The following is a 13,214-nucleotide window of genomic DNA, read 5'->3' as shown; positions in this document are numbered from 1 at the left end:
GAGACAGTATTTTCCAATAACGCCTTGACCAGTCCAATGCTGCCTTACTATAAGTTCATTACCCGATGCATGCCATAATCAGTAAATCTCTGTAAATTACTTTATAAAGTGTCATTCAGGTTTGCGTGTCAGAGTTCTTTACTTCTGAATTGGCAGGTTGAGGCGATTAATCGCGACAAGAGTGCGTGTTTCAGTTATTAAATTTCGCAGGCAGCTGCTCCTCCCAGTTTTTCCATGGCTTGCAAGGCATTACCAGTGATGGCCTGCTGCAAAGCGTATAGCGTTTTACATGGGTATTGGGAGGTGCCTTGCGACTGCTCGTACATTTCCGAAATTTCTTTGATTCCGTTAGCTCTTGTTTTATCGTCTGTGCTTTTAGCCCGGCTGTTTGCAGGCGTGTTCATCTAATTATGGCGATCCCTGTAATATCCAAATTTCCTGTCAGCTGACGGGGAGTTACTTCAGTCCTTTTGCTTGCTTCATCTGCAGTGGCCTGGGGCTGTTCGTAGTGATTTGCTGGGGGCAAGGGTCAGTAGTAGCGTGTCATGGTGATGGGCGAAGCTGACGGGGACGAGGCATGGATATGGCTATGGATATGGCTATGGATATGGGGTATGGGTGATGTTTAGGGTTAGTGGAATTTCGGATGCTGATGAGGGAAGCTGGCAGTACTTTCTACAGGTACTTTTGGTGGGGGAGTGTCTTTTCTTATAGATAGGAATATGTGTATATTCGGTCTGTATCAAGTCCGCACTGTAGATGCTCATGTTTTCCTGGATGCCGGTGGTACGTGGTTTAGCTTATGCTTCGCGCAATTTGTTTTGTGGTGGTACTTTTTGATTAGGGGGCTGAAACTTTTTATGAATTTATACAGGTGAATCTGATTTGCAAGATGCAAATATTTTTCATCTGTTTTGCGCAAAGCGGCATTCCTGCGTGGTGGGTCATTATGGGTACATGATCAAGCTCACTATAACAATCTATAGATGTAGCTTTAATTTTTTTGTGATGCTATAAATAGCTAATCATTATTCGTCAAATTACATGGAAAGCTGTATCAATAACACCTCATAAGCAGATGATACAGCAGGCGCAGTATACCTGCGCATTGTGGCAAATCGTTATAAATACGGTGTTTTTGAAAAGCTAATTTGATTTGTTGCATCAGTAAGGCGCATTGTCTGATCGCATGTTTACTTGTAGACAAGTGCTTTGCTGAACATTTCAGTACGTGCAAATCAAACATGTTCTCTGATACCTGTCAAAGCAGGGTACAGAAGATTTCTGGAACATGCCGGTTCATTGAAGAGCCGGTGAACACCTGGAGCAATTTCTGAAAGTAACAGCGGTGTGGTCCCCTTGTATATCATGCCGTGTCTGGCTCCATAGAGCCCTGCCTCCTGACATGCGCAACTGTGCGGGTGTGGGGAGTGGCTGATATGGAGGTCCTTATGCAGCTTATGCATTCAGGCATAGTTGAGCTGTTTTTGGACAGACAAATCCGTATACAGCAGTTTTATGTAACAGGCATGCAGGTCTGGAATTTCCTGGTGCCTGCCAGTCCCTGCCTGTCAGGGACCAAATTACAGTCGCGAGGACTGTGAGTATTTTGCATGACTAATTCATGCTGCGATTGAGCGCTCTGACTGGTTACAGCAGCGCATCTGTCAGACAGACAAAAGGCAGATCTTCATTTCTTTTTTCCCTTTTCTACGCACCATGGGACAGGTAAGCCTGCATCCCACGATTTTTGCCATGCCTGCAATGTACAGGCACGGTCGCCCTGTTGCACCCCAAAAGTTTCTGGTGCTGGTGTTAAATGGCTTAAATATCAGAAAAGGGAGGTATTAAATGACTGATACGTCAAATTGAAAGAGCATCAGCTGGTGCTGCCTAAGCGTGATTTTCATGCTGGTCAGACATGCTTCAATGTGCTGATGTTCTGTTGTTTTTTGCTTTTAATTTTGCTGGTGCCTGAAGTTTATTGATTGTGCGCGCCGCAACCTGATGCCTGACCTGGCAAGGAGCTTTATCGTTCTGGTAATTCCTGCTGGCAACAAAAGTTTGCATTCATGCAGGCCTCAATACGCGGGACAGGCATGCTCTGGCAACGGCCCGGAGCGCTGCGCTACAGTCGCGGCTCCGTTTTGAGTTCGGGGCGCGGTATGACCAGGTAAGGCCAGGTGCGCTTTTCTTTATTTACTTTACTTTGCTTTTTGGCTGGCAGGATGGTCTTTTCGGTACCTGGTGATTAAACAGCTTGCCGGTAAGGGCCAAAGGTCAAAAGGTTTCTTTAATTTTGTAGAAAGGATTTCTGCAGATATATCAGGCTGCTGTCTGATGTGCGGCATCTGTCTCCTGTCTCAGTTTGTTTTCATACAGGAGAGGAGGACGCAGATCTTTCAGAGAGCATGTCCTGATTCCCTTTATTTATTACTGTGTGGTGGGAGCTTCTGCAGTTAAGGCTGTGCCTTGCGCACAGTTATTTTGTTGTGATCAACTATTCTGGATTGTCGTTATGAGTTGGTATTTCAGGCTTCCTATCAAGGTAAAGCTTTTGCTGAGCTTCAGCTGTCTTATTATCCTCACCCTCACCATTACTGGTTCAGCTCTTGTTTCCATGAAAAGGTCTCAGGAAGTAGCTACATACGTGCACTGGACCCTTGAGGAGCGTTATCAGCGAATCAGCCGTGTTAACGATGCCGGACGTAAGCTGCAGAAGTCACTGTTTATTTTCTGTTCTGCCAAGGAGTACGGCTTTAAGGCTCCTACCGTACAGGAAATGACTACCATGGCCAGCAATTTCAGACGTTATGCTGATGCTCTGGTTCCTGGCAGCTACCCAAATGAAATTGGCGGAATTAAGCGTGATGCTGCCAAACTGCTTGATATTCTTGAGCAGCGTGTAGTTCCTCTCGTGCGCGATGATAAGGGCCGTGAGGCTATCTTCGTCTATGCCAATGAGCTGGTGCCTGTTTTTTCTGATATGGAAGCCAAGTTCCAGTACCTTAGCAATGGTTTCTTTACTGAAGTATTCCGTCAGGTGGACAGCATTGCAGAGGACACTCCTGTATATATTGTTCTGGCAATCAGTGTTCTGGCTGTAATCTTTTCCCTGATTATTGCCATGATGACCTCCTCTTATATCAAGAGCGCTGTATTCATGGTAATTCAGGATCTCAAGCGTCTTGAGGAGCAGGACTTTTCTGTTCCGGCTCAGAGCAAGTACAACGATGAATTTGGTTACCTCACCAGATCCCTTGAGAGTCTGCGAGTCAATCTGTCGAGTGATATCAATAATCTGGTTAATCTTGCAGATAACCTTGCAGAGGAAATGCATCATGCCAGCGCTCTGGCCGAGCGTCTTGAGCAACATGCTGCCGAAACCGAAAATCGCTCTATCACAGTAGCAGCAGCGGCCAATCAGATGGTAGCTACCACTGAAGAAATTGCCAAGAACTGCGATCGGGCTGCTTCCATTGCCCAGACCTCTGCAGATAAGACTGCTGAGGGTATGACCAAGGCCAAGGAATCCATTAATGCCATTTATGAGCAGTCTGAAATTACCAAGACCAATGGAAAGCAGATTGAGGAGGTGGTTAACCAGTCACGCAGCATTAACAGCATTGTAAATACCATTGATGAGATTGCTGCCCAGACCAATCTGCTGGCTCTTAACGCTGCCATTGAGGCTGCCCGTGCCGGTGAGGCTGGTCGTGGTTTTGCCGTGGTTGCCGATGAAGTTCGTGCTCTGGCCAGCCGTACCAGCTCCTCTACCAGTGAGATTACCGACAAGGTGGATCGCATGGTAAACGTAGCCAATGAGGCCAATGATTCCATGGGCCGCTCTGTTACTGGCATTACTGCACTTGCTGAAAACACCTCTGTGCTTGACCACGTCTTAAATGACATTCTCAATAACGTACAGAATGTAAACAACCAGATCTCTCAGATTGCTGCCTCAGCTGAAGAGCAGAGCACTTCAAGCAACGAAATTTCCGCTTCCATGCAGGAACTGACCAACACCACCAGGGATGTGGCCAAGATTGCTGAGGAAACCAGCGAACTGGTTAACAACTCATTCAATCAGATTGAGAGCTTCAAGGCGCTGATCGGCCGCTTCAAGCTGTAAGGGCCGACAGTGGGCTCAGTTACGTCACAGCCTGGCTGAGCCAGATCCCGGCGCCAGCTGTGAGCAGGTGCAAGGTTGCAGACGGCCGCTCTCCGGCCTTGCAGGCAGCGCTCAGAGCGGGGCGCCGCAGGCCCTGTGTCCTGTTATTTATTAAAGATTAACTTTCACCTGAGAGCCCATAAATATGGGCTCTTTTTTGTCCTTTGACTTTGACCGGACCCTGAAAAAACAAAAGGTCACCATGGAGGTGACCTTCAGTGTTTCGGGCCGGGCAGCCGCCTGGAGCAGCCGGAAAGCCGCCTTGTGCGGCGGGGCCGGGCTGCCTCCTGGGGCTGACTGGCTGCCGCCCTGCGCGGCCGGGCGGCATTCTGGCGTGGACAGGCTGCACGTGGCGCACCCTGGGCAGCGCGGCATGCTGCCGGAGCTGCAGTTGCTGCGTCGGGATTAGATCTTGTCCAGGCCCAGTACTTCGTTCATGTTGTACAGGGCTGGCTTGCGGCCAGTAACCCACTTGGCGGCGCGGATAGCGCCACGGGCAAAGGTGGCACGTGAGGTAGCTACGTGCTCGATGCCAACCTGCTCGCCGTCGGTCAGGAACAGGGCCTTGTGCTCGCCTACCACGTCGCCGCCACGAATGGAGCTGATGCCTATGGTGCCGTACTGTCTTTCACCGGTAAAGCCATTGCGGCCTGCAACCATGACGTCCTTGAGCTTGACGCCACGGGCTTCAGCAGCAGCCTCACCCATGGCAAGTGCGGTGCCGGAAGGCGCATCTACCTTGTAGCGGTGGTGGGCCTCAAAGATTTCAATGTCAGCATCCTGCATGATGGCAGCGGTCTTCTTAATTAAGGCCAGAATGACATTCACGCCTACGGAGAAGTTGGCGGCAAATACTACAGGAACAGCGCTGGCAGCTGAGTTGATACGGCTCTTTTCCTCATCTGTAAAGCCAGTGGTACCCAGCACTACGGAGCAGCCGTTTTCACGGGCATACTGCAGAACCTTTAAGGAGCAGTCAGGACGAGAGAAGTCGATGAAAACATCAGGAGCAGCGGTGAGCTTCTCTACTGAGTCGACCAGTTCACCATTAAAACCGAGAGGAATCTGAGAGTCACTCCTGGAGATTCCGGAAACAACCTTATATCCTTCCAGTCCCTGGCAGCATTCAAAAATAGCGTGTCCCATGCGGCCTGAAATACCGACGATGCAGACTTTCAGCATATAGAGTACTCCTTTACGTAGACATTTAGATGGCGAACTTTCTCGTCTGTTTTGGTAAATCCATGCTTGAGATAAAAGCGTATGCCTGAGGTATTCATAGGCTCAACACACAGCTTGATCCTTGAGCAGTGGTTGAGATAGCAAACTGTTTCACAGGTAAGCAGCAGAGCGGATGCCAGTCCCTTTCTCATATGGGGAGGGTCAATATACAGGGCATTGATATAGGCTTCTCTGAACTCAGGAATCTGAGCTCCAAGAAAGCCCATAACCCGGCTGTCGTCTTTTCTGTCAACAGCTACCAGTATGGTGTATTTGCCCGAGCGAAAACGCTGGGTCCATACTCTGGTAAGCTCGGGCAGGGTGTAACCTGGTCCTTCAAGTCGGCGCTCAAAAGGAATGGAACGCATCTCTACAGCGGTAAAGAGGGCCACATCTTCCTTGCGGGCAGGGCGTATGTTCCAGAAGCGTCCCTGGGTATTACTGGTTACGTCTCTGTCAGCTGTGATCATTGAGTTCCTGCTGATGTCCAAATCACTTTCCTTGCCTGGTGCACTGTATTTACAGTTCCGTTCTGAATATGCAGCCAGATTGAGGATCCTGGCATGCTGCACAGCAGTTGCTGTCTTTCAGGCAAGTTCTATTGTAAAAATTTTTCCCCAAAATGTCTCAAAAATGCCGTTCAGCCCTTAACTTATAAGAATACTGAGCCCTTTTGGTGCAAAAACAGCAAAGCCTTACTGCCCGGTAACGGACAGTAAGGCTTTGTCATCTTCAGGTACGTGAGGTCAGGCTGGCGCTCAATGGGCCTGTGGGGGCCTTATTTAGCCCTGAGGTTCCTTATGGACCCTGCATCTCATTATGGAGGGGGCTGCTGTGCCTTATGTGGGCCCTGAGGTTACTTATGGAGCCTGCATCTCATTATGGAGGGGGCTGCTGTGCCTTATTGAGCCCTGAGGTTCCTTATGGGGCTGCCTGAGTATTCAGGGGGCTGAGAGCAACAGGTCAGAGAGTTTCGTTGAGCAGCTCGTAGGCACTGCGGCGGGTGGTTTCGGTAATGACCGATCCTCCAATCATGCGGGAGATTTCCTCGATACGTCCCTCGCTGTCGAGCATGGTTATGGTGGAGTTAACTCCGCCCTGCTCATTGAATTTGGCCACTACAAACTGGGTGTGAGCCTTTGCCGCTACCTGAGGCAGGTGGGTTACGGTAATGACCTGAACGTACTGCCCCAGCTCCTGAAGCAGGTCGCCTACAGCTGAGGCGGTGCGTCCGGAGATACCGGTGTCGACCTCATCAAAAATCAGAGTAGGGGTGGATTTGACTGAGGCTGTCAGCACCTCAATGGCCAGGGCAAGGCGTGAGAGCTCACCGCCTGAGGCAACAGCGGCCAGAGGGCGCAAGTCCTGTCCCAGGTTTGCTGAGAACATAAAGCACAGCTCGTCACGGCCCCCCAGGCGAGGACGACCCTCCTCATCACGGCGAATCTGAATGTCAAAGCGGGCATCAGGCATGGCAAGAGTGGTGATCTTGCCTGAGATGCTGGCTGAGAGCTCAGCTGCGGCTTTTATACGGGCCTCGGACAGACGTGAGGCTGCAGCTTCATATTCTGCACGGGCCTTGCGCACTTCTTCTGTCATGGCAGTGATGCGGTCTTTAAGTCCAAGGAACTCAGTTACCTTGCGCTCAATACGATCGCTCATCAGATAGAGCTCACGTGGCAGACAGGAGAAACGGCGGGCCAGGTCATGAGCCTTGCTCATCTTGCCCTCGAGCTCATTGGTGCTCATTTCCATGCCCTGGGATGCCAGATCCTCGGCAATGCTGGTGCCTTCTTCAAGATGGAGAATGGCCGACTCAATATTTTCCATAATGCGGGAAATATCAGGGTCAAAGGCTTTGACCTTGTCCATTTCCATGAGGCGCTCACGCAATATGCTTACTACATTGGAATCGCCACCTTCTACTATGGCCCGGAACTGAGCCAGGATATAGCTGAACTGAGCCTGATGCATGGCACGGTCAAACATGGCCTCAAGGTTTTCATAATCACCCTCCTGAAAATCAAGGCGGCGTAATTCCTCAAGGTCATAGCGATCCTGACGGTAGGTAGCAGCTCCCTGCTTTTGCAGATCAGAGAGTTTTACCAGGTCCTGGCGCAGCTTCTGGTAATTGTTAAAGGCGGTATTGACCTCATTTACCAGAGGGCGGAGCTTGCCAAAGTTATCTACAGTCTCAAGCTGATGCTTTTCATCCATAAGGCGGACACTGGCGTGCTGACCATGAATGGCAACCAGGTGCTCACCAAGGTCGCGCAGCTGGGTCAGGGTAGCCATATGACCGTTGATATAGGCTTTGGACTTGCCCTCAGCTGTAACCACGCGTCGCAGCACCAGGTCTCCACATATTTCAGCTGTGGACAGCATCTCAAGACCTACAGCCTGGCCGTCAGCCTGGTCACATGTCATGGCGGCTGCCTCAGCCTCAGCAGCTGCAGCCACAGCAGCAGCTGCCGCAGTGTCTGCTGTTTCATCAGCACCTGCCGGGGCATCTGATGCCTGGGCAGTCATGGATAATCCTGCTGATCCTTCAGTGCCAGCAGCAACGGACTCCGGCTCTGGCTGGCCCTGGGCCGGGGCCGGGCCCTGGCCATAAGCCTGTGCCTGGTCGGGCGTGGCTGCATGGCTGTGGTGGGCAAGGGCGTTGAGATCTGCTGGTATGGTGGTCTGAGGTCGGGCATTGGCCGCTGCAGCACGGGCAGCTGCCGATCCGTATGGCACCTTGTCATCAAGAAAGCCGTACTCTCCGAGCAGGCCTATAACGCGGGCATTATTTTCAATGGAGAACTGAGCTGAAACCTCCAGCTGCTTTTCTCCCTGACGGACCATATTGGCGTCAGCCTTTGAGCCCAGCACCAGTCCCAGGGCATCAACCACCAGGGATTTGCCGGCACCTGTCTCACCGGTAATGCAGATCATGCCGGGAGTAAAATCTACTTCGGCCTGAACTGACAGGGCAAGATTGCTCAATTTAAGTTGTTCTAACATGGTTGCTCCGCGATCGGGCTGCTGCGCTGGCTCAGCCCCTTAATGATCGAACAGCCCGCCGGGCTGCAGTGCGCGCCTGCACCCTGCGGTGCAGTGAATGCTAATTCTAATCCGAATCGGCCTTTTTCTGGATTACAAATTTATCATAACCAGGTAAAAAAATATTTAGAGCAGCCCCTTAACTGCAATGCTCCCCTTACCACCAGGCATGCCAGTCAGATGGTTATTACAGCTGCCCATTCAAGCAAGGCTGCCCTCAGCCCACATGCTACAGCCATGGGCGCTGACCTGCTGATAGAGCCGTCCTGTATCCGCTGACCGTACGACAGCCATCTGGATACGCAGGCCACGTTCGTGCGGCTGCCATGGCCAGCCATGGCGGCCGGACTATGCATGCCTTGCCATACCATGGCGGCCGGACTATGCATGCCATGTCATGGCAGCAGGACTATACAGGCTGCAGCTGACAAAGCGGGTAGCAGGCAGGGGCAATGATGGCAGGTGTACAAAACAAAAAGGGATCAGTGGAAACTGATCCCTTTTTGTAGGGGCCTGCATTGCCTTGCTTTGTCCTGGCGTGGACTTTATCTTCGGCAGGCGATTGCCCAGAGCTCTGTCCCAGAGCATGGGCTATGGCTCTGAGCCATGGCTATGGCCTTGGGATTGGCCAGCGTCAGCACCTGCGTCAGTGCCTGCATCAGCGCCTGCGTCAGTCAGAAGTGACGAGGCTCTGGCCCCAGCCCAGTTTCTGGCGCAGGATGCTGTAGTAATCGTAGCCCTCAGGGTGGATAAGCTGCAGCGGGGATTCGTGCTGGCTGACGCATACTACGCACTTGGTGTCGGCACGAATGGTTACCTGGCCGTCGCAGTTGACGTTGACCCACTCAGGGACATCTTCTTTGAACTCAAACTCCACTTCAACATTGCGTTTGCCTGGAAGAATGATAGGGGAGCAGTTGAGTGACTGAGGGAACATTGGGACCAGGGAGAGCACATCAAGGTGCGGCTCGATAATAGGACCGCCAGCTGACAGGGAGTAGGCTGTGGAGCCGGTAGGTGTACCGATAATGATGCCGTCACCTCGCAGGGAGTACATGAAGCTGCCATCAATGGAGACGCGGCAGACAATCATGTGTGCCAGAATGCCTGAATGAATGACTGTTTCATTCATGGCAAGGGACTGACCAATCTGTTCTTCGGCGCCGTCCTCATCACGACGGAAAACACGCACATCAAGGAGCATGCGGTTTTCGATGGTGTAGCGGCCCTCAACAATTCTGTTCAGGGATTTCTCGAGGTTCTGCGGACTGACATCAGTAAGCAGGCCCAGATGACCACGGTTAATGCCCAGCATGGGCACGTTGAAATCGACCATGGAGCGGGCGGCGCCCAGCAGTGAGCCGTCACCGCCCACTACAATGATCAGGTCAGCATCACGGATGCCGCGACGGGAAATGATAGGAATATCGTCGAGGTTAAAGCCTACGGCGGTGTTCTGATCGATATAGGCTTCCACGCCCAGATTTTTGAGCAGCTTGGCTACTTCGGAAATGGCTCCGCCTACAGGTCTGTGATAGACCTTGGAGACGATAATGGCCTTGGAGATCCTTTTATTAGGGGTGTGGTTATCGGCAACAGAACTCATAGTTTATCCTCGCAAACTATCTCACTTAACCATTACCAGAGCAGCTCGCCTGACCATGCCTGGCACGATGGCTCAGGTCGGGCTTCATGGAAGCCATGCCCCGGTGCATGCATTAATGCCTGCATGATACAGGCTGTGCCTCATTGCCCGGAACAGTTCAGGTATAAGTCTGAGCGCTGATGCAATGCATTATGGCAGCACCCTCAATGAGCACTGATGCAGCTTTGGTTGTCAACATGGCAGACAGTCCTGTCTTCCACTCCCTGCCTGTCGGGCAGTCATGGTCGCCTCGTACGGTGCCGTGATGAGATGGAGTTCAGCATTTGACAGTTCTCAGGCATACAGTCGTTTGGGCCTGCCTTCGTTTGCTGCCTGCCATGGGGGGCATGGCAGTTCTGCACTGTTCACATCCGTATGAGCTCGGGACTGATCTTTGTACATGGTGCTCTCCAACTGTAAATAACAGTTAAGAGGCAGTCATGCCGCATGGTTAAGGCTGCAGCGGCCGCTTACAGTAGCTGCCATGGGGCAGTCAGCCGCTGGTGAGTATAGTGATGCTTATCTTAACAGTTGATGATCACGGGGATCATCGCGGGCATACTCATATACCCTTATGCCTGATCCTCATTGTTACCTGAGCATCTGGCGGTCTGCTTAGTTTAACCTATTGCCATTTAATTAACAGCGCCGCAACGTGCAAGGAGCGGCGCTGTCTCACTTTTGCGCACGACATTTCCCAGTGGCACAGGGGCATATTCCCACAGGGCTCATACCTCTACAGGGACGCGAACAGGGATAGCTACTGGGCTGAAACATGGTCGAGTGCCGGGACAGCGACTGGGCTGAAACATGGTCGTGTGCCGGGACCGGCTTCTGGAGTTGGGGCTGGCACCAGAGGAGTGGACATATTCTGCTCGGAGTCTTGATGGATGGGCGGGCGGGATTAGCAGGATTAGCCCAGGTGAATTCAGCCATGTCAGGCGGTGCATTATTATTGTGACGGGTTCAAAAGTCGTGTGTGCACTCCTGAGAGGGGCTTATGGACTGACGGAGCTGGCAGGGGGAAATTTTATGATCAGGGCAGGGCCGATAAATCGGCATAAATCAGCGGGTATAAGTGCATTTGACCATGCTTTTGCAATTGCTAAAAAAAGCTGGTAATGATAGTATTGCGCACAAATTTTCAGGCGAATCATGCATGGGAAAACAGCCCTGAGTCAGGTACCTCAACCTTGTGACGCAGCTGCTTTTTCAGGCCTGATACCTGGGTTCCCTTCTTGTTGACAGACAGCGATTCTGTTTCCTCCCTCCTCTTTCTCACTCTCAAATAAACATAAGTTTCAGTGCACACACTTACCAGATCATGCGATTTCTCTGGCTATGGGGATATTGTAAGTTGTGAGGCTGTGCTGAGAGTGTATATATACTGTGAGGGTAATGACGGGGGTTGAGCTGGCCTGATGGCAGGTCGGCGGCATGACAGAAAGCTGCTATCCGGATGTGCTTTACATGTTACAGAAACTGTTCGGTTTTGACCCTAAAGTCCACAGCATTAAGCCAGAGATTCTGGCAGGTATTACTACCTTCCTGACCATGGCTTATATTCTTGCCCTTTCTCCAAACGTACTGGCTGCTGCCGGTATGGACAAGGGTGCCCTGTTCACCACTACTGCAGTTGCTGCAGCATTTTCCACTCTGTTAATGGCCGTTTACGCCAAGCTGCCTTTTGCTCTGGCACCGGGCGTAGGTCTTAATGCTTTCTTTGCCTATACCGTCTGTCTGACCATGGGCTACAGCTGGCAGTTTGCTCTGACCGCCGTATTAATTGAAGGTATTATCTTCATCATTCTGACCATCACCAACATCCGTGAGCAGATAGTAAATGCCATCCCAATGTCATTGAAGTATGCCATCTCTGCCGGTATTGGTCTGTTCATCGCTTTCATTGGCCTGCAGAACTCCCAAATCATTGTCGACAATCCTGCCACTCTGGTGACCCTTGGTGATATCACCCACGGACCTGCTCTTCTGGGCATGATTGGTATTCTGATTACTTCAGTACTGCTCATTCTCAAGATTCGCGGTGCTCTGCTGCTTGGTATCATCCTGACCACTGTCGTAGGTATTCCTCTGGGCATTACCCATCTTGATGCCGTTATCGGTGTTCCTCCATCAATGGAGCCTATCTTCTTCAAGTTTGAGTTCGACAAGATCTTTACCAGGGAGATGGCCATCATTGTCTTTACCTTCCTCTTTGTGGACATATTCGATACCATCGGTACTCTGGTAGGCGTATCCAACCGTGCTGGCATGATCGACAGCAATGGCCGTATCCCTCACTTGAAGAAGGCCTTCCTGACTGACGCTATTGGTACCACTGCCGGCGCCGTTATGGGCAGCTCCACCATTACCACTTTCGTTGAGTCTGCTGCCGGTGTTGCCGAGGGTGGCCGTACCGGTCTTACCTCCTTTACTACCGCTGTCTGCTTCCTGGTAGCCCTCTTCCTTGCTCCATTCTTCCTTGCTGTGCCAGGCGCCGCTACCGCTCCGGTATTAATTCTGGTAGGTCTGATGATGATGAGCCAGGTTCAGAAGATCGACTTTGGTGACTATGCCGAGTCTATCCCTGCATTCATGTGTATCATCATGATGCCTCTGTCCTACTCCATCTCTGAAGGTATTGCTCTGGGCTTAATCTCCTTTGTTCTGCTGCACCTGTTAAGCGGCAAGTTCAAGCGCATTACCATCGCTACCTGGCTGCTTGCTGCTGCTTTTGTGGCCAAGTTCGTGACCATGTAAGACAGCTGCACCAGCCTGACTGCACAGCCCTGAGATTGCCGTGCAGTCATGCAGCACTGCAGTCGTGCATACCAGCTGCCTTTCTCGCAGCTGATGGACAAAATGAAGGTCCTGACATCGCAAGATATCAGGACCTTCGTGCATCTGAGCTCTGGATAAGAGTGCCGATTTCTTACCTGAGAGCAATACATGGCCTGACAGTGCGCTTTGTGACCTGAGCACAATACATGGCCTCATAGTGCGGCGGGCGCGCGCGCCATACTTGTGTGACGCGCTGTCAGGTAGTCGGCATCAGCCGCCGCAGCATCTTCAGCTGCTGCTTTGGGCCAGCGGCGCGCCAGCGCAAGTTCAGTCATGGTGGCTGCAGGTCAG

At 51.5% G+C, this 13,214-nt stretch carries 7 protein-coding genes; 2 read left to right on the top strand and 5 right to left on the bottom strand.

Features of this window, described 5'->3' with window-relative positions; all coding sequences use genetic code 11:
• Positions 1 to 197: 197 nt before the first annotated feature.
• Positions 198 to 404, bottom strand: coding sequence for a hypothetical protein (locus MXE39_RS02045; RefSeq protein WP_246976703.1), 207 nt, complete (start codon positions 402 to 404; stop codon positions 198 to 200).
• Between the two features lie 2,114 nt (positions 405 to 2,518).
• On the opposite strand from MXE39_RS02045, the gene MXE39_RS02040 reads away from it, so the two are divergent.
• Positions 2,519 to 4,132 carry a methyl-accepting chemotaxis protein gene (locus MXE39_RS02040; RefSeq protein ID WP_246976705.1) on the top strand — a complete coding sequence of 538 codons (1,614 nt, stop codon included), beginning with the start codon at positions 2,519 to 2,521 and terminating at the stop codon, positions 4,130 to 4,132.
• 444 nt (positions 4,133 to 4,576) lie between these two features.
• Here the strand turns inward: MXE39_RS02040 and dapB are convergent, their stop codons facing one another.
• The 4 genes from dapB to MXE39_RS02020 form a co-directional block, all read right to left on the bottom strand.
• On the bottom strand, positions 4,577 to 5,353 hold the full coding sequence (gene dapB / locus MXE39_RS02035) for a 4-hydroxy-tetrahydrodipicolinate reductase (RefSeq protein ID WP_246976709.1): 777 nt from the start codon (positions 5,351 to 5,353) through the stop codon (positions 4,577 to 4,579).
• Positions 5,347 to 5,883 carry a GNAT family N-acetyltransferase gene (locus MXE39_RS02030; protein ID WP_246976712.1) on the bottom strand — a complete coding sequence of 179 codons (537 nt, stop codon included), beginning with the start codon at positions 5,881 to 5,883 and terminating at the stop codon, positions 5,347 to 5,349. Before MXE39_RS02030 ends, dapB begins: the two co-directional genes overlap by 7 nt.
• A gap of 472 nt (positions 5,884 to 6,355) precedes the next feature.
• The gene (locus MXE39_RS02025) at positions 6,356 to 8,398 is read right to left on the bottom strand and encodes a DNA repair protein RecN (protein WP_246976716.1); all 2,043 of its coding nucleotides are present in this window, start codon (positions 8,396 to 8,398) and stop codon (positions 6,356 to 6,358) included.
• A gap of 709 nt (positions 8,399 to 9,107) precedes the next feature.
• Complete coding sequence (locus MXE39_RS02020; RefSeq protein WP_246976719.1) at positions 9,108 to 10,043, bottom strand: NAD(+)/NADH kinase; 936 nt, start codon at positions 10,041 to 10,043, stop codon at positions 9,108 to 9,110.
• Positions 10,044 to 11,552: 1,509 nt separating this feature from the next.
• On the opposite strand from MXE39_RS02020, the gene MXE39_RS02015 reads away from it, so the two are divergent.
• Positions 11,553 to 12,842, top strand: coding sequence for an NCS2 family permease (locus tag MXE39_RS02015; RefSeq protein ID WP_247073741.1), 1,290 nt, complete (start codon positions 11,553 to 11,555; stop codon positions 12,840 to 12,842).
• Positions 12,843 to 13,214: the final 372 nt, after the last annotated feature.

Origin of the sequence: Anaerobiospirillum sp. NML120511 (genome assembly GCF_023050955.1) — a bacterium.
Lineage (GTDB): Bacteria > Pseudomonadota > Gammaproteobacteria > Enterobacterales > Succinivibrionaceae > Anaerobiospirillum.
Note: the sequence above shows the minus strand (reverse complement) of the source record. Positions and strands in the feature narration are given on the sequence as shown.